This window comes from Aestuariispira insulae, from assembly GCF_003385955.1.
Lineage (GTDB): Bacteria > Pseudomonadota > Alphaproteobacteria > UBA8366 > Aestuariispiraceae > Aestuariispira > Aestuariispira insulae.
On record NZ_QRDW01000008.1, the window covers coordinates 53,901 to 72,043 of the forward strand.

The 18,143-nt window shown below is 57.4% G+C and carries 16 protein-coding genes and 1 riboswitch; of the genes, 9 read left to right on the plus strand and 7 right to left on the minus strand.

Annotation, left to right across the window (positions count from 1 at the left end):
* Positions 1-13 precede the first annotated feature (13 nt).
* Entirely contained in the window at positions 14-298 is a 285-nt protein-coding gene (locus DFP90_RS16710) for a hypothetical protein (protein WP_115937663.1), read from the plus strand.
* 18 nt (positions 299-316) lie between these two features.
* Here the strand turns inward: DFP90_RS16710 and DFP90_RS16715 are convergent, their stop codons facing one another.
* The 3 genes from DFP90_RS16715 to DFP90_RS16725 all read right to left on the minus strand — a co-directional run bounded on the left by DFP90_RS16715 (position 317) and on the right by DFP90_RS16725 (position 3,545).
* The gene (locus DFP90_RS16715) at positions 317-1,210 is read right to left on the minus strand and encodes a DMT family transporter (protein ID WP_115937664.1); all 894 of its coding nucleotides are present in this window, start codon (positions 1,208-1,210) and stop codon (positions 317-319) included.
* 146 nt (positions 1,211-1,356) lie between these two features.
* On the minus strand, positions 1,357-2,421 hold the full coding sequence (locus DFP90_RS16720) for a homocysteine S-methyltransferase family protein (protein ID WP_115937665.1): 1,065 nt from the start codon (positions 2,419-2,421) through the stop codon (positions 1,357-1,359).
* Positions 2,422-2,605: 184 nt separating this feature from the next.
* A riboswitch (cobalamin riboswitch) is annotated at positions 2,606-2,806 on the minus strand.
* Between the two features lie 100 nt (positions 2,807-2,906).
* Entirely contained in the window at positions 2,907-3,545 is a 639-nt protein-coding gene (locus DFP90_RS16725; protein WP_115937666.1) for a pyridoxamine 5'-phosphate oxidase family protein, read from the minus strand.
* Between the two features lie 126 nt (positions 3,546-3,671).
* Here DFP90_RS16725 and pdxR point away from each other — a divergent pair, with 126 nt between their 5' ends.
* Positions 3,672-5,162 (plus strand): MocR-like pyridoxine biosynthesis transcription factor PdxR, encoded by a 1,491-nt coding sequence (gene pdxR, locus DFP90_RS16730; RefSeq protein WP_115937787.1) that lies wholly within the window; start codon positions 3,672-3,674, stop codon positions 5,160-5,162.
* Between the two features lie 89 nt (positions 5,163-5,251).
* Positions 5,252-5,677 (plus strand): TerB family tellurite resistance protein, encoded by a 426-nt coding sequence (locus tag DFP90_RS16735; RefSeq protein WP_181905417.1) that lies wholly within the window; start codon positions 5,252-5,254, stop codon positions 5,675-5,677.
* A 74-nt stretch (positions 5,678-5,751) separates the two neighbouring features.
* Here the strand turns inward: DFP90_RS16735 and DFP90_RS16740 are convergent, their stop codons facing one another.
* From DFP90_RS16740 to DFP90_RS16750, 3 genes are all read right to left on the minus strand, one after another.
* Positions 5,752-7,707, minus strand: a complete 1,956-nt coding sequence (locus tag DFP90_RS16740; protein WP_115937668.1) for an acetoacetate--CoA ligase — start codon at positions 7,705-7,707, stop codon at positions 5,752-5,754.
* A gap of 242 nt (positions 7,708-7,949) precedes the next feature.
* Complete coding sequence (locus DFP90_RS16745; protein ID WP_115937669.1) at positions 7,950-11,120, minus strand: efflux RND transporter permease subunit; 3,171 nt, start codon at positions 11,118-11,120, stop codon at positions 7,950-7,952.
* Positions 11,121-11,145: 25 nt separating this feature from the next.
* Positions 11,146-12,294 carry an efflux RND transporter periplasmic adaptor subunit gene (locus DFP90_RS16750; protein ID WP_115937670.1) on the minus strand — a complete coding sequence of 383 codons (1,149 nt, stop codon included), beginning with the start codon at positions 12,292-12,294 and terminating at the stop codon, positions 11,146-11,148.
* A gap of 265 nt (positions 12,295-12,559) precedes the next feature.
* Here DFP90_RS16750 and DFP90_RS16755 point away from each other — a divergent pair, with 265 nt between their 5' ends.
* Entirely contained in the window at positions 12,560-13,321 is a 762-nt protein-coding gene (locus DFP90_RS16755) for an SDR family NAD(P)-dependent oxidoreductase (RefSeq protein WP_115937671.1), read from the plus strand.
* A gap of 12 nt (positions 13,322-13,333) precedes the next feature.
* Here the strand turns inward: DFP90_RS16755 and DFP90_RS16760 are convergent, their stop codons facing one another.
* Positions 13,334-14,290, minus strand: a complete 957-nt coding sequence (locus DFP90_RS16760) for a putative metalloprotease CJM1_0395 family protein (protein ID WP_115937672.1) — start codon at positions 14,288-14,290, stop codon at positions 13,334-13,336.
* A gap of 247 nt (positions 14,291-14,537) precedes the next feature.
* Here DFP90_RS16760 and DFP90_RS16765 point away from each other — a divergent pair, with 247 nt between their 5' ends.
* From DFP90_RS16765 to truA, 5 genes are all read left to right on the plus strand, one after another.
* Positions 14,538-15,320, plus strand: a complete 783-nt coding sequence (locus tag DFP90_RS16765; protein ID WP_115937673.1) for a phosphoadenylyl-sulfate reductase — start codon at positions 14,538-14,540, stop codon at positions 15,318-15,320.
* 172 nt (positions 15,321-15,492) lie between these two features.
* A complete protein-coding gene (locus tag DFP90_RS16770) occupies positions 15,493-16,416 on the plus strand; it encodes a homoserine O-succinyltransferase (RefSeq protein ID WP_115937674.1) in 924 nt (307 codons plus the stop codon).
* Between the two features lie 12 nt (positions 16,417-16,428).
* Entirely contained in the window at positions 16,429-16,815 is a 387-nt protein-coding gene (locus DFP90_RS16775; RefSeq protein WP_245957107.1) for a DUF2946 family protein, read from the plus strand.
* Between the two features lie 58 nt (positions 16,816-16,873).
* Complete coding sequence (locus DFP90_RS16780) at positions 16,874-17,362, plus strand: copper chaperone PCu(A)C (protein ID WP_115937676.1); 489 nt, start codon at positions 16,874-16,876, stop codon at positions 17,360-17,362.
* Positions 17,363-17,402: 40 nt separating this feature from the next.
* Positions 17,403-18,140, plus strand: a complete 738-nt coding sequence (gene truA, locus DFP90_RS16785; protein WP_115937677.1) for a tRNA pseudouridine(38-40) synthase TruA — start codon at positions 17,403-17,405, stop codon at positions 18,138-18,140.
* The last annotated feature ends 3 nt before the right edge of the window (positions 18,141-18,143 follow it).

Here is an 18,143-nt window from a genome sequence, read left to right on the forward strand (position 1 = left end):
GAGACGAATTTCAATGAGCGAGGCTATTGTAGTGGACCTGAATGATGGTCTGACCGAAACTGTTGTCGAAGGTGTTTACGGGGCGCGATTGGGGCGGCGCCTGGGCCGGCTTTGGTTGGATTTTTATGTGGACCGCTGTGATCCCAATACGGGCAAAAAAAGGCGCGTGGTCGTTTCCAGACTTGCGATGGATCCCAGTGCGGTTGTGCAATTGGCGCAAACCTTGGTGGAAATGGATCTGGTCATCCGCAAGGATCAGGCCGATGAATCACAGGATTCAGGCAAGCGGATGAATTAAAGGGGCAGCCCAGGCAGGTCACCCTGCCCGGCGGTTGGTCCGTGTGATGGCGATGGAGACCCCCAGGGCCGCCAACGCCATCCCGGCCCAGGCGGCAGGCGGCATCGCCTCGCCCAAAAGCCACCAGCCGAAGAGGGCGGCCAGCGGTGGCACCAGGAACATCAGGGACGATACCCTGGCCACTTCACCGGACCGGATCATGGCCAGCAGCAGGCTGATTGCCAGGATCGAATTGCCGATCACCAGATAGGCCAGTGCCGCCATCAATTCCCCGGTCCATTTGACCGCCATGGTCTCAGTGAAATAGGCGATCGGGAGCACGGCAAACAGGCCTGCGCCATACTGAACCAGGTTGGAGACAACCGGGTGATAGCTGATGCCGAAGCGTTTTTCATACAAGACACCCGATGTGATGCCCAAAAGCCCCAGCAGGGAAAAGACGATGCCAGCCAATGTTGGCGGGGTAATGGTGGATCGGGCCAGAATGACAATCAAAACCCCGCCCAGCCCCAGCAGCAGACCCAGCCAGCGTTTCCAGCTGACCCTCTCGCGGGCCAGCCACGGGGCCAGCACCGCGACCAGGATTGGCTGCAGGGACATGAAAATGGCCAGAACACCCGCCGAAACCCCGGTCTTGAAGGCCCACCAGCAGAAACCGAAATAGACGGCCTGCATCAAGACCCCGACCACGGCCAGATGCAACCAGTCCTTTGGGCGTTTTGGCAGGGCAGGGCGCAGGATCAGATAGAGCGGCAGCAATAGAATGAGGACGGCACCGAAACGCATGGAGAGCAGGGTCATCGGTTCGGCATATTGCAAACCGACCTTGGCGACAGCATATCCGCCCGCCCAGAGCAGGGTGAAGGCGACCGGCGCGAGGATGAGCCAGATCGGTTTTGACGGGCTTTCCATGAGGCCGGTTCCAATCAATTGCAAAAGCAAGTCTGAACCATAGAGGGGTTCGGCTATATTTGCCTATCACCAAACGGTGGCAATGACTTGGTCCAACAGGTCATGAATTGCCGGGGCGGTGGGGCCAACCGCCCCGGCGCGAAAAATCAGGCATCGCCGCCCATGGCTTTTATATGATCCGGCAGGCGTTCATGGCTGCCATACATGAAGTGATTTTCCATTTTTTCCGAATAGCGGCTGGCCGGGGTTTCGCGACCGACCGCTTCGGCGACCTCGCGGATATGAATGGGAGAGGCGCCACAGCAGACCCCCAGATAACTGATGCCCGCTGCATAGGCCCGCTTGGCGAAATCACGAATCTCATAACGATTGACATAAAGCGGGTCGAGCGCGGTCGGGAAGGTGCGGCCATGGGGGCTGGGGCAGGTGCAGCCGTTATTATCGGTGAGGTTAAAGAAAGTGGGTTCGGCCTCGGTGGTGCGGTAAGGCACCGGCAGACCGGCAACGGGGCAAGTGACCGCCGCGCGGATCTTGACCAGGTCATTGAGCATGATTTCCGGCCCGCGGAAGCAATTGAGCCCGACCACGTCGGCCCCCATTTGTTCCAATTCCTGGCAGGTTTCGACAATCCCGGCTCCGTCCATCATTTCATTGGCCGCCATGGGAGCCAATGTCACCACGGCCGGCAGACCGCTCTGGCGCATCACTTCCAGCGCCACCAGGGCCTCGCCGGCGAAATAGAAGGTTTCCCCGATCAGCATGTCGGCCCCTTCCTCGACCGCCCAGCCGACCATCTCTTCGAACATGCGCCGAACCTGTAGTTGTGCCTTGCGGTCATTGGGATCCCAGATATTGGTGTTGGAGATATTGCCTGCCATCAGGTTGGGTTCGCCCTTGGCACTGTCGGCCACTCGCCTGGCAATCTGAAGGGCGGCGCGGTTCAAGGGCTCCAACAGGCCTTCCTTGCCGATGACACGCATTTTCTCCCGGTGGCCGTTATAGGTGAAAGCCTCGACAATATCCGACCCGGCATGCTGGAAATCGCGATGAACGGCCTCCAGAATAAGGGGGTTCTCCAGTGCTACCTCCGGCACGAATTCCCCGGCTGTCAGATAGCCGCGCCGTTCCAATTCAAAAAGGAAACCTTCGGCACAGATAACCGGGCCGTCCTCCAGGCGTTGAAGCAGATTGCGGGTGTGTATTTTTGTCATGGCAGAAACCTTTCCGTGACGGATGTGAGTGCCGGGTCGCGGTCGGTTTTCAGCCGAGTTTGAAAATAACAGTCAGTCATATGCGTATCCCCGTGCATGGTTGGCCGGGCCGGGTACTGACAGATTGGGGGCGTGTTTGGTTGAAACGACCGCAAAAACCCCAAGCCGCCGGGACACCCCGCCCGTTGACGAATTGGCTGATGGCAGGTCTCCTGGCTTGCGGGTCATGGCTGCCGTTCCGTCTTCCCGGCGATCAGGCCAGTGACTGGGTGGAACGGTGGCTTACCGCTTACAGTTGCGGGGGCAGCGCCGGACTTTCACCGGCTTCCCTCTTCGCTCCGCCCGGTTTTCACCGGTGCGCAGAACCAGAGCCAAATTCAGCATTACATCATTTGGACCAGGGTGCAATAAAGCATATAAAGAAAAGTTTATGTGCAAAAAGGAGCGGAGGGCTAACCTCCGCCCAAGTTAACCGACGTAGGGTATTATTCCAGATAATCCGGAATGGGAATGCCGTCGGTAAGACGTGGATCCGCGACCAGCGGATCAATGATCTGGCGGGCAGGTTCAACCCCGGCCCAGATGGGCAGGGCGTAATCATCCTCATCATCGACAGGACCGCCGGTGCGGATCTTGGCGGAAGCTTCTTCGATCTCCATGGTGACCACGGTGGTGGCCTTGATTTCCTGGGCGCGGACCGGGCGCAATTCCTCCCAGCGGCCGGGCCAGAGATTATCCATCATCAGCTTCAAGGCTGCCTCTGCCTTGGCCGGGTCCTCAATCAACTTCGCTTTGCCAAAGGCCATCACTGCCCGGTAATTGGCGCTATGGTGAAAGGCGGAGCGCGCCAGCACATAGCCGTCAAACAGGGATGCGGTCACACAGACCGGCACGCCGGTTTTGACCTGGCGCAGCATCCGGCTGGCGCTGGAGCCATGCCAATAGAGGCGGTTGCCGTCGCGCCAATGCAGGGTCGGGGTTACATAGGGCTGATCATCGATCACATAACCCACATGACAGAAATGGGCGGCATCCAGAATGCCGTGCACGGTTTTAAAATCATAGGCGGCACGCCTGTGCACGCGCTTCACACGGGAGATTTGACTGGGATTATATTCACTCATTTTCTTTGCCTGGAATGCTTGTGGTTCTGATGATGGTCATATGCCGGTTAAATTGGCTTGCATAAAAGAACCATTGTTGGAATATTGATGGTGCCATTTTTTGAAAGAGATTTGCGGGGGCATAATATGGTGCGCAGGACGGATAAAGCAGCATTGCTGCCGGTGGCCCTGGATCGGGACAGTGAAAAGCCAATGCATCGCCAGCTTTATGACCAGCTGCGCGACATGATCCTAACCGGGCGGCTGACGGCAGGCGAACGTCTGCCATCAACCCGGACCCTGGCCCAGGATCTGGGCGTGTCGCGCAATACGGTGGCGTCCGCCTTTGATCAATTGCTGGCGGAAGGCTATCTGGAAGGCCGGGTCGGGGCCGGATCCTATGTCACGACCGAACTACCGGAATCTTCCTGGCCTGCGGCCAATGATCCGGGCGCCGGGGCCAATCCGAGAACCAGGGGCCTATCCAAACGCGGCGAGCGTCTGGCATCACTGCGCCATCTGCGCAAAGGCAACCGGCATCCGGCATTTACCGCCGGTATGCCGGATTTGAAGGAATTTCCTTTTGATATCTGGGCCCGGCTCATGTCCCGGGCCTGGCGCAATCCGCCGATGGATATCCTGGCCAATACGGAACCGGCGGGTTATCGCCCGTTACGCGAAGCGATCGCGGGCTATGTCAGAACCTCACGGGCGGTGCGCTGTCATGCGGATCAGGTGATCATCGTTTCGGGTGCGCAGCAGGCGATCGGTCTGGCGGCTCATGTGCTGCTGGATGACGGTGATCCGGTGTTGGTGGAGGAGCCGGGTTATCCCGGCGTGCGCGGTGTGTTGTTGGCCGCAGGTGCTGAGCTGATCCCTGTGCCGGTGGATGATGAGGGGTTTGACGTGGAGGCGGGCGAGCGTATGGCGGCGGATGCCCGGCTGGCCTGTGTCGCGCCCAGCCATGAATATCCGCTGGGCGTTACTATGAGCCTCTCGCGCCGGCTCAAACTGCTCGATTGGGCGTCGCGCTGCGACAGTTGGGTGATCGAGGATGACTATGACAGCGAGTTTCGCTATTCCGGCAGGCCCTTGGCGGCTCTGCAGGGGCTGGACCGGGATGGTCGTGTGGTTTATGTCGGCAGCTTTTCCAAGGTGATGTTCCCCTCGCTTAGGCTGGGTTATCTGATTGTCCCGGAAGATCTGATCGATCCCTTCCGCCAGGCGCGTGCTGCCCTGGATGACCATCCGTCCACGACGGGTCAGCCCGCTTTGGCGCAGTTTATTGAAGAGGGGTATTTTGCCGCCCATCTGCGGCGGATGAAAAAGCTCTATGGTGCCAGGCAGGAAGCCCTGCTGGCGGCGGGCCAGAAATATCTGGCGGGTGATCTGGATCTGAAAGCGACCGAAACAGGAATGCATCTGCCTGCCTTCTTCAAGCCGGCTTTAAGCGCGCGTATGAGTGATGTGGAGGCGTCCAGCCGGGCACGGGCACGCGGCATCACCGTTTCCGCCATGAGCGAATATTCCAGCACCGGACCGGGGCGGCAGGGGTTGCTGCTGGGATTTGCCGCGGTGCCGGAACATCAGATCGAGGCGTCCGTGCGCAAGCTGGCCGAAGCCCTGGCCGGGGATTGACCCTGTTGGAAAACGGTGATGCCAAAGATTGTATCAGCAGCTGAAAACCATAAATAATGAGTAACAAAGCCAATTTAACGGGGGAAAGAATGACTACAAATTCCGCTTTTTCTGTCGAGATCGAACGGGCTTTTGCCGGTGCTGATCGTTCCTTGCTGAACGCGATGTCGGCTGCCTTTGGGTTGGTGGCCTGTTCCGATCAGGTGCTTGAACAGGTGGAAACCTCCCGGTTTCTGGCGCTGGCAAAAGAAACGGAGGCTTTGAAAGCTATTCCCTGGGAACAGGTGGAAACGGCCTTTCGGGAATGGACCCAAAGGTTGTTGCAGGAGGGAGAAACCGGCCGGGAAGAGGCGCTTAAGGCGGTCTCTGTCGTTCATGCCAGTGAGGCCTATCGTAAGCTTGTGCTTGGTAGCGCGCGCATTGCGCTCATTTCCAATTTCAAGGTCCAGGACATGGAAGAAAAGGCGCTTTCAGAAATTGCCGAAGCCCTGGGTCTGGATCCGGCTCAGGCCTGAATTTTCATTCAGGGAAAAGACGACAAGAAGGGGGCGGATAAATGCCGCCCCCTTCTTTAATCTGGCCAGGAAAATCAGTCTTCCTGCAATTCCTTGATATTTTTGAACAGATCCAGCGCTTCCGGGTTGGCCAGCGCTTCTTTGTTTTTAACTGGCCGGCCATGGACCACATCGCGCACGGCCAGCTCGGTGATCTTGCCGGAACGGGTGCGCGGAATGTCGGTGATGGCGATCACCTTGGCCGGCACATGGCGCGGTGTGCATTGCTGGCGGATATGGGAGCGGATGGCACCCACCAGATTATCATCCAATTCGGTGCCGTCGGACAGGCGCACGAACAGGACCACGCGGACATCACCCTTCCATTCCTGGCCGATCACGATGGCTTCCTGGACCTGGGCAAAACCTTCTACCTGACGGTAAATCTCGGCGGTGCCAATGCGGACCCCGCCCGGATTCAAGGTGGCGTCGGAACGGCCATAGATGACATAGCCGCCATTTTCGGTCTTGAGAACGAAATCGCCATGATACCAGGTATTGTCGAACTCTTCGAAATAGGCCGCCTTGTAACGGGCATTATCCGGATCGTTCCAGAATTGGACCGGCATGCAGGGGAAGGGTTTGGTGCAGACCAACTCGCCCTTTTCGCCTGCGACCGGCTTGCCATCATGGTCAAAGACATTGATCGCCATGCCAAGGCCGGCAGCCTGTAGCTCGCCACGGTAAACCGGCAGGATCGGCATACCGCCAATAAAACAGCCGAGAATATCAGTGCCGCCGGAAATCGAGGCCAACTGCACATCTTCCTTAACGTCGCGATAAATATAATCGAAGCTTTCATCCACCAGCGGCGATCCGGTGGACAAGATCGCCTGGATGGAATGCAGATCGTGGGAGAAGCGGGGCTTGATTTCGGCCTTGTTGCAGGCATCGATGTATTTGGCCGATGTGCCGAACACGGTGAAACGTTCCTTGGCGGCATAATCAAACAGGATATTGCCGTCGGGCGCGAAGGGGGAGCCATCATAGAGCATGATGCTGGCCTTGCAGCTGAGTGCCGCGACCAGCCAGTTCCACATCATCCAGCCGCAGGTGGTGAAATAGAATACCCGGCTGTCGGTTTTGGCATCGCAATGGAGCATATGCTCCTTTTTCTGGTTCAGCAGGGTGCCGCCGGTGCCATGAACGATGCATTTCGGCGCGCCCGTGGTGCCGCTGGAATACATGATATAGAGCGGGTGGTTGAACTCGACCTGCTCGAAAGCAATGTCGCCGGCCTCAAAATCCTCGGTGAAATCGGCCAGGGTCTCGGCACCGAAAATCTCGGACACGACCGGATGGTCGTCCAATAGCGGCAGCACGACAACTTTTTCCACGCTGGGCAGGTCGGACACAATCTCACGGACCCGATGCAGGGAATCGTGGGATTTACCGTTGTAATAATACCCATCGGCGGTGAAGAGGATCTTGGGTTTGGTCTGGCCGAACCGGTCGAGAACGCCCTGGATGCCGAAATCAGGCGAGCAACTGGTCCAGATGGCGCCGATGGAGGTGGTGGCCAGCATGGCCATGACGGTTTCCGGCATATTGGGCACGAAACCGGCAATCCGGTCGCCTTTTTCAACGCCCATGGCGCGCATAGCCTGGGCCAAGCGCGAGACGCCGTCATAAAGCTGGCGCCAGGTCATGCGGCGCTTGACCTTATCCTCTGCCCAGAAGGTGATGGCTTCATTATCGCCGCGCCTGGTCAGCAGGTTTTCAGCAAAATTCAGTTTGGCATCAGGGAAAAACTGGGCACCGGGCATTTTGTCGCCGTCGATCAGCACCCGTTCCCCTCGGGTTTCGGCCTTGATATCGGCGAAATCCCAGAAGGTCAGCCAGAATTTCTCCATCTCATCGACAGAGAATTTATGCAGGGCCTCATAATCAGGTAGGCTCACGCCCCATTGCAGTTCCAGCGCTCTTGCGAAGGAGGTCACATTGGCTTTTGCGATCCGGGTGGAGGAAGGGGTCCAAAGCGGTTCGGTCATGAATTTTTCCCTGCATATGTCTCTTCACGGGCCTCGGTTTATAGCACCGGTATCTAAACCCTGGTTGCCGGTTGCAATAGCATTAATCCGACATAAAGCTCAAGTTTTCGCTGCGCTGCACCAAAATTATCGCAACGTCGATAAGATTTGAATCCATGATATACACAGCATTGCCTATGAAAAAGCCCGGACAGTGGGTATGCACTGTCCGGGCTTTTTCTGATATCGGTGCTCACTTCCCGTCAGGTGTCATGAGCGATCAGGGTCTCCCCGGCAGCATGTTTTCGCTTGGACCGGAACATCCTGCGCAGGGTCAGATAGAAGACCGGGGTCAGGAAGAGCCCGAAGAATGTGACCCCCAGCATGCCGAAAAAGACCGCTGAGCCCAGCGCCTGGCGCATTTCCGCGCCTGGGCCGGTGGCGATCATCAGAGGCACCACACCAAGCACGAAAGCAAAGGCGGTCATCAGGATCGGACGAAGACGCAGGCGCGCCGCTTCGATGACGGCGGCCCGCAGGGGCTTGCCTTCATCTTCCAGCTGTTTGGCAAATTCCACGATCAGGATCGCGTTTTTCGCCGCCAGTGCCACCAGCACAACCAAACCGATCTGGGTCAGGATATTATTATCCATGCCGCGCAGGGAGACCCCGGTCAGGGCGGAAAGCATGCTCATCGGCACGATCAAGATGATCGCCAGCGGCAGGACCCAGCTCTCATATTGTGCTGCCAACAGCAGGAAGACAAAGACGATTGCCAGCAGGAAGATAAAGACCGCCGTGTCGCCGGTCTGTTTTTCCTGATAGGCAAGCTCTGTCCACTCGATCTCCAGCCCCTGTGGCAATGTCTGGGCCGCCATGTCTTCCATGATCTTGAGCGCCTCCCCGGTGGAAATGCCGGGCATGGCGCTGCCCTGCAACGGCACTGATGTATACATGTTATAGCGCTGGACCAGATCCGGCCCCGCCACATCACGAATTTCCACCAGTGTGCCCAGCGGCACCAGCGCGCCCGTGGCGGACCGCACTTTCAGGCTGGCAATATCCTCACGCTCTGCCCGAAAGGCCTGGTCGGCCTGGGCACGGACCTGGTAAACCCGGCCAAAGGCATTGAAATCGTTAACATAGGCGGTGCCCAGATTGATCTGAAGGGTTTCGAAAATTGCCGGGATAGGCACATTCAGCATGCGCGCCTTGACCCGGTCAATCTCCAGATAGACCTGCGGGCTGGAGGCGCTGAAGGTTGTGAAGACGCCCATGACGCCCGGCGTCTGGCTGGCCTGCCCCATCATCTGATAGGCTGCGGCCAGGACCCGTTGCACGCTGTCGCCATTGCGTTCCTGGATCTGCATCTTGAAACCGCCGGCATTCCCGATACCGCTGACCGGTGGGGGCGGCACGGCGATGATGAAGGCTTCCTGGATCGATTGCAGGCGGCCATAAATCTGGCCGATGATCGCATTGGCATTCTGGCCGTTTTCGATCCGGCTGTCGAAATCCTCAAATGTGGCGAAGATAGCGGCGGCATTGGACGCGTTGGTGAAGGTTGCGCCTGAAAAACCGGCAAAGGCCACGGCATTTTTCACACCCGGCGTATCCAAAATGATCTGGGTCGCGCGCTTGGTCACCTCGTCAGTCCGGGCCAGGGATGCGCCATCGGGCAGTTGGATCACCACGATGGAATATCCCTGGTCCTGCGTCGGGATGAAGCCGCGCGGTACCGTCATGAAGCTATTAACCGTTAACGCGACCAGACCGGCATAAAGCACCCACATGAGGGCGGTCCGTTTGGTGACAAAGCGGATCGATCGGCCATAGCGGTTGGTCAGCCCGTCAAAGAGATGGTTGAAGCCGTTGGCGAAACTGCGGCCCCAGCGCGCCAGGAAAAAAGTGGGTTCCTGATCCTGGCCGGGCCGGTGCAGCAGCAGGGCGGCCAATGCCGGTGACAATGTCAGCGAGTTCAAGGCAGAAATCAGGGTGGATATAGCGATGGTCAGGGCAAATTGCTTGTAAAACTGTCCGGAAATGCCCGGTATGAAAGCGGTCGGCACAAAGACCGCGCACAAGACCAACGCCATGGCTATGAGCGCACTGCCAACCTCGTCCATGCTTTTGTGGGCGGCTTGGCGCGGGCTCATGCCCAGGGCGATGTTCCGCTCCACATTCTCCACCACGACAATAGCATCATCCACCACGATACCGATGGCCAGGACCAGTCCAAACAGGGTCAGGGTGTTGAGCGAATAATCAAAGGCGGCCATGAAAGCCAATGTCCCGATCAGCGAGACTGGAATGGCGGCGATCGGAATGATCGCGGTGCGCCAGGATTGCAGGAAGATGATCACGACCAAGATCACCAGGATCATGGCTTCGAACAGGGTCTTGTAAACCTCGTTCATGGATTCGGCGATGAATTCGGTCGGGTTGTAAACGATCTCGTAATCAAGCCCTTCCGGGAAATCCCGGGACAGGTCTTCCATGGTTGCCATGATTTCGTCGGCGGTGTTCAGCGCGTTGGATCCCGGGCGTTGGAAAATGCCCAGCGCCACGGCGGGCTTGCCGTTCAGATAGGAGTTGGTGACATAATCCTTGGCCCCCAATTCCACCCGGGCCACATCCTGAACCCGGATCAGACGGCCGTCATCGCTGGATTTGACGATTACCTGGCGAAATTGTTTTACATCGGAAAAACGCCCCTGGGTGGTGACCACAAACTGGAAGGCGTTATTGCCGGGATTGGGCGGTGTGCCAAGCGCCCCGCCGGAAACCTGAACATTCTGCTCGCGCAGTGCATTGATGACATCCCCGGCGGCAAGGCCGTAGGAGGCGAGCTTTTCCGGATCGAGCCAGACACGCAGCGAATATTCACGCTCCCCAAAAATGGTCAATGTGCCCACTCCGTCGAGGCGCAACAACACGTCGCGCACCCGGGTCTTGGCATAGTTGGAGACATAAAGCTGGTCATAGCTGTCGTCGGGCGAGAGCATATGAACCACCATCATAAGGTCCGGCGAGCTTTTGACCGTTGTGACCCCCAGCCTGCGGACTTCTTCCGGCAGGCGCGGCTCGGCAATGGCGACCCGGTTCTGAACCAGGACCTGGGCCTGATCCAAATCGGTCCCCAGGGCAAAAGTGATGGTCAGGGCCATATTGCCGTCGCTGGTGGAATAGGAGGACATATAAAGCATATCCTCGACCCCGTTGATTTCCTGTTCCAGCGGGGTTGCGACCGTGGCGGCGATGGTTTCCGCATTGGCGCCGGGATAGCTGGCGCGCACCACGATGGATGGCGGGGCAATCTCCGGATATTGCGCCACCGGCAGATTGAAATAGGAAATCCCGCCGACAATCATGATCACCAGGGAGATCACGGTTGCAAAGATCGGGCGTTCGACGAAGAAATGAGCGAATTTCATGAGATTGGTCCTCGGCCGGGGCGGCTTATTGTTTCACCGGCGGCAGCTCGGTCATCTGCGGGGTGACGGTGACGCCGGGGCGCACCCGCATCAAGCCGTTCACAACAATGATTTCCGTGCCGGTCAGGCCTTCGCGGATCACCCGGTAGCCGTCGATGCGCGGGCCGGGCCTGACAATCTGTGGGCTGACCGCATTGTCATTGCCCACCAGATAGACAATCCGGCGGTCCTGGTCGGACCCGATTGCCTCATCCGGGATCAGGATGCCTTGATACAGCGGGGAACCGGGGATGCTGATCCGGCCAAACAGGCCGGGCTGCAGAATCATGTCGGCGTTGTCAAAGACCGCCCGGATCCGAACCGTGCCGGTGGCCTCATCCACCCGGTTGTCGACGAAATCCAGATAGCCGGTCAAATCGCCTTCGCGCTCATCGGTCAGGGTGACTGTCACCGTCTGGCGGTTGGCGCCGCCGCCGTTGCGGGCCATGCGGGCATAGGCAAGATAGGATCGCTCATCCACATCGAAGTAGAAATGGATCGGGGATTGGGAAACAATATTGGCCAGGATTGTTTCATTGGCATTGACCAAATTCCCGATGGAAATGCCTTTCTGGCCGATGCGTCCGCTGATGGGGGCGCGGACTTCGGTGAATTCCAGATCCAGCCGTGCCCGGTTGACCGCGGCCTTCGCGCCTTCAATCTGGGCTTTGGCAGAGGCAAATTGCTGATTGCGCTCATCCAGGGTGGCCTGGGAGATATTTCCGCGTTTGATCAGGGTCTGGGCGCGTTCCAGTTCCTGTTCAGCAAGATCGAACTGCGTTTGGGCGACATCCAGATTGGCCAACGCTTCGTTCAACTGGGTTTGATAGGGGCGCTGATCGATGGTGACCAGAAGGTCGCCTTCCTGGACCAGGCTGCCTTCGGTGAAATGGATTTTCTCCAGATAGCCGGTCACACGGGCACGCACATTGACATCATCCACAGCCTCGAAACGGCCGGTGAAGTCATCCCGCTCCATGATTTTTTTAACGACAGGCTTTGCCACCGTCACGGCTGGCGGCTGCGGGCCGGGGCTCTGGCTGTTGGCGCTGTCATCGCAGGCGGTCAGCAAACCGAGACCGGCCAGCGCGGCCAGGGCCAACAGTTTTGAAGGGCGTTTGAGGATGTTTTTCATAGGTCGTCTGCCTGTGGCTGATATCTGTGCAGGAACGCTGTCGGGAACTAACAAATCAGAAAGTTGTTAACAAAATCCGATAATTGTGCGGGATGATCAACATGGCGTTCGATTCCGCAAATACAATTAACGAAATGGAAAATAACTATTTCCAATCGGTTGGGGATGCGACAAGTTGACGTTGATATTCATTTCCCCGATTGCGAAGCTGTCATACAACGCCCGATAGTGTGCCATGAATTCGCGGATACAGGGGAGAAATTAAATGGATATCAAAAATGCTGTGGCGGTTGTGACCGGCGGTGCATCCGGCCTGGGTGAAGGGACCGCACGTGCGTTGGCACAGGCAGGAGCCAAAGTTGCAATCCTTGATATGGGCCTGGAAAAGGCGCAGGAGGTTGCATCTGATATCGATGGTATTGCGGTTCAATGCAATGTGGCCGATGCCGCCAGCGCTGAGGCCGCCATGGCGGAAGTCTCGGAAAAACTTGGGGCTTGCGCGGTCGCGGTGAATTGCGCGGGCGTCGCCCCGGCTGGGCGGATCGTCGGCCGGGACGGCCCGATGGAGCTCGACGCCTTCAACAAAGTCATCCAGGTCAATCTGGTGGGCACTTTCAATATCATGCGCCTGGCGGCCAGCCAGATGCAGACACGTGATGCCAATGAAGATGGCGAGCGTGGCATTATCATTTCAACGGCCTCCGTGGCGGCCTATGAAGGCCAGATCGGCCAGGCGGCTTATGCGGCATCCAAAGGCGGGGTGGTGTCCCTGACCCTCCCGGCGGCCCGCGAATTTGCCAAAACCGGTATCCGTGTCAATGCGATTGCGCCGGGCCTGTTTGGCACGCCAATGCTGCTGGGCATGCCGCAGGAAGTCCAGGACAGCCTGGCCGCAACCCTGCCGTTCCCGTCACGGTTCGGCAAACCGTCCGAATATGCCAAGCTGGTTTTGCATATGATCGATAATCCGATCATGAATGGCGAGGTGGTGCGTCTGGACAGCGCGCTGCGCATGCAGCCGCGCTAACGGGGCTGCGGACTATCCGGCGGGGGCCTGGGCTTCCGCCGCTGTCCGGCTGATCCTCTCGGTGTCGATATCCCTGGCGGAGGGGAATTCCGTCAGGGCTGCGGCCTGGCTGAAGGCATCGGCGGCCTGCCTGGCGGATATGCCGCCCTCACCGAATTGGCCGGACCCAGGCTGGCCAGTGGGATCGGAAGACTCTCCGGCTTCGGCCGATCTCGTTGTCGTATCAGGCCTGTCTTCCAGGCTTTCCGTGCGCTGTTCTTCTTCCTCCCGGCGTGCTTCGCGGGCTTCTTCCTGTCGCTGTGTTCTCAATTCAGCTGAGGCCTGGGCAATTCCCTGGTTGGCTTCTGCAGCCACCCGTTGGTCTTGCGGCGAGGGTTCCGCCGGGGCGAGCGCCGCCCGACGCACAATCGTTAACTTAGCAATGGTTGCTTCCGGATCATTCAACGGGGAGGTATTGATACTGACTTCGCCGCCAATGGCATATTGCCGGCCGTCGGGGCCGGTTTGGTATTCATATGTGGGCGCGCTGGCATATTGTCCTCCGACCGCGGCATGGGCCTGTTCGTGGCGTTTCACTTCCGCGTCACGCTGTTTCAATTCCTGGACCTGCTGCTGTTCGGCGGTGGTCAGGCCCTGCGCGTTTGTCTTTTCCTCTGGCTGTTCTTCATCCTCTGCCTCTGTGGCAGCAGCATCAGTCTGCTCTTCATCGGCCTGGTCCGTGGCTGCTGCCTCTTCGGCGGCCGGATCCGTTGACTCTGGTGGGGTACTGATCAATGCCTGGGCCGCCAACAGGGTGTCGGTTGCCAGTTGGGATGTGGCGGTCAGAGGGTTAATGGCGGGCGATGGGCCGGACGGGCCTGCAGGGGCAGAGCTCTGCGATGTCGCAGGCACAGACGTATCACCCGCCACCGCAGACGGGGTGGCGAGTGGTCTGGCAATCGCAAGTCCACTGCTTAAATTTACCTGCATTCTACTTTTGCCTTCTGGCTTTCTTTGATCGACTGAAGCCCGATACCGCTTCTGGTTCAGGAAATACGCATTCTTGCCAACAACCGACCACACCAGACTATAACAAAGGATGCCGGATTTGTGGAGATATAATGTACATAAAAATAAAGTTAATAATATATATTATACAAAAAATATTGTAAAACAATTGACCTCTCACCAGATATTCCTTAAACACAAGCAATCAGGCAAAGTTGAGGATCAAACCATGGCGCTTATTGATGCAGCCGATCATACTGCGGAGGCTCAAGCCACCCCGCTATCACAAAGAGTTGATGTCCGTGCGCACAGCGCGCCGATGGATCCGGCCTTGCTGAATGATTCCCTGGCAGGATTGTCAGTGAAGGAATTGCTGCATAAGGTTCTGCTCGAAATCTTCCCCGGACGGGTCGCGGTTGTTTCATCCTTTGGGGCTGAAGCCGCAGCCTTATTGGATCTGGTTTCCCGGGTTGATCGCGACACGCCGATCATTTTCATGGATACCGGCAAACATTTTCAGGAAACCCTCGATTACCGGGACATGCTGATTGAACGGCTGCGGCTGACCAATGTCCAGTCTTTCAACCCGCTGGAGACGGACATTCAGGCGGAGGACCCGAACGGTACACTTTGGGAACGCGATACGGATGCCTGCTGTGATATCCGCAAGGTTCGCCCGTTGGATCGTGCTTTGCAGGGCTATGATGCTTGGATTTCCGGGCGCAAGCGTTATCAGTCTTCCACCCGCGCCAACCTGCCGACATTTGAATCTGATGACGGCCGGATCAAGATCAATCCGTTGGCGGATTGGGATGCTGAGCAGATTGATGAGCATTACATGAATTTCGGCCTGCCGCGCCATCCGCTGTTTTACGAAGGTTATCCGTCCATCGGCTGCGCCAACTGTACCTCCAAACCGAAACCGGGTGAAGATGCGCGGTCCGGTCGCTGGGCAGGTAACGGCAAGACCGAATGTGGTATCCATAAAATGCGATTTGCGGATAATATCTAACCGTCGGCTCATTTGGGATCCGGAGGAACCAGTCGCCTATGGCGGCTGGTTTTTTGTTTCAGGACAAAAAAACGAACGGTTGTTCTGTATAGCGGATTTTTGGACTGGAAAAGCGGATTGATTTCCATTAGGTAGATTGGATTAAGTTCATTATTACCCAGAGGCCAGTCCAATGCCCATCAAGATTCCAGATAACCTGCCGGCGCGTAAATTCCTGAGCGACGAAGGCCTGGTGGTGATGCAGGAATCCGATGCTGCGCGTCAGGATATCCGGCCACTGAAGATCGGGTTGTTGAATCTGATGCCGCTGAAGGAAAAAACCGAGCTGCATTTTTCACGCCTGATCGGGGCGACGCCGCTGCAGGTTGAGATGACCCTGATCACGACGGGGTCCTACACACCTAGCAATGTATCCCGTCAGCATATGCTGGATTTCTATCATCCGTGGGAAGCCATCCGGGATCAGAAATTCGATGGTTTGATCGTCACCGGTGCCCCGGTGGAAACACTGGATTTCGAGGATGTCGCCTATTGGGAGGAGCTTTCCCAGATCTATGAGTGGACTCAGACGCATGTCCATAACACGCTGAATATTTGCTGGGGGGCGCAAGCGGCGCTTTATCATTTCCATAATGTGCCGAAACATCCGCTGCGTGAAAAGATGTTCGGTTTGTTCCAGCATCGCGTGGTCAAGAAACATTCGATCCTGTTGCGCGGTTTTGCGGATGAATTCCTGGTGCCGGTTTCCCGTCATACCGAGAACCGCCGGGAGGACCTGCCACAACGTGACGGGATTGATGTGCTCGCGGAATCACCTGAATCCGGGCTTTGTATCGTTCGGGACCGGATCTGCCGTCAGGTCTATATGTTCAATCATCTGGAATATGACGCGACCACCTTGAAGGATGAATATGATCGTGATGTGCGCCAGGGACTGGAAATACAGCTGCCCAGGAACTACTATCCGGATGATGATCCAAATCAGATGCCGCTCAATCTTTGGCGCAGCCATGCCCATCTGTTGATCGCGAACTGGATCAATGATGTTTATCAAACGACACCGTTTGATATCGAGGCTATTGGCACGGGGACCTGACATAACGTCATGATGAGGAACAGGCGGAACCTTCTTAGCGCATATGGATGCGCCTTGTTCGGTCTTTTGCTGAACCTGTTCCTGCCCATTGCCAGTGCACAGGCCTCTTCGGCCTCACAGGACCAGTCTGGGGTTTTCATCTGCGGATGGATCCAAGACATGCAAGCGAATCTATCCGGCGGGAATGTTCCCGCTGGGGCCGATAGGGGGGCGGTTGATCCCATAAAGGCTTGCGATTTCTGCCTGCTGGCCTGTGAGAAGCCTGCGCAAGATGCCGCGCGTGCCGGGCTTGCCCAATCCCCCTTGCCGACCGCGATCCACGGTGGCTGGTTGGCAGTGCACTATGGTCCGGCAGGCATGGTCGGGACCGTCTCGATCCGGGCACCTCCTGCGGTTTGAAGCATACAAGAAAAACCATTATATAACGCTTCATTCTCCAGAGAGGGAAACCAGACATATGAAAAAAATCCAAATGATCGTGGCCGCTGTTGTCACGCTGATGAGTGTTACCGCCTTTGCCCATGATGTGAAGCTGGGCGATTTGATGATTGAAGAAGCCTGGGCGCGCGCCAGCGCCACCAAACAGGCAAAAGCGGGCGGTGCCTATCTGACCATTCATAACAAGGGGGACGACGACAAGCTGATCCGCGCTTCCTCCGATGTTGCGAAAAAGGTGGAGCTCCACACCCATCAGATGGTCGGTGACGGTGTCATGAAAATGACAGAGGTTGCCTTTGTACCGGTACCGTCTGGCGGTATGGCGGAACTGAAACCCGGCAGCTATCATGTGATGTTCATGGGGCTGAAACAGCCTTTTGTTGAGGGCGAGATGTTCGATCTTACCCTGACTTTTGAAAAGGCCGGTGAAACCACCGTTCAGGTGATGGTGAAATCCGTCGCCCATGGTGCGGAAAAAACCATGAACCACAACAGCCACGGCAGCTGATTGGCTCCGCTGTCCGGCAATCCAGGTAACAGGTGTAGAAATGGCCCGTTGGAAAATTCGAGTTGAATATAATGGCGGGCCTTTCTCCGGCTGGCAGCGGCAGGATGACCGTGCCACGGTTCAAGGGGAGTTGGAGGCGGCGATCTTCCGTTTTTCCGGTGAAGAGGTTCTGGTCCAGGGCGCCGGACGAACCGATGCGGGTGTGCATGCCACTAATCAGGCGGCCCATTTCGACCTGGAGCGCGATTTTCCCGCACTCAAGATTCGCGAGGCGCTGAATGCCCATCTGCGCCAGGTGCCAATCTCGGTCCTGGAGGTCGAGGCTGTGGAAGATGATTTCAACGCGCGCTTTGATGCGCTCAGCCGGGCCTATATCTATCGCTTGCTGAACCGGCGGGCACCGCCTGCCCTGGATAAAGGGCGGGTCTGGCATGTGAAGGTGCCCCTGGATGTGGCCTTGATGGATGATGCGGCAAAGGTTCTTTTGGGCCAGCATGATTTTTCATCCTTCCGCGCGGCGGAATGCCAGGCGAAATCACCGGTCAAGACGTTGGACCGGCTGGATGTTGTGGAGGAGGATGGTGAGATCCGTTTCCATGTGGGGGCGAAATCCTTTCTGCATCATCAGGTGCGCAATTTCGTAGGCTCGCTGAAGCTGGTCGGTGAAGGCAAATGGACCAAGGCGGACCTGAAATCAGCCCTGGAAGCCTGTGACCGTGCGGCGGGTGGCCCCACAGCCCCTGCGCAGGGCCTTTACCTCACGGAAGTGAATTACTGACGC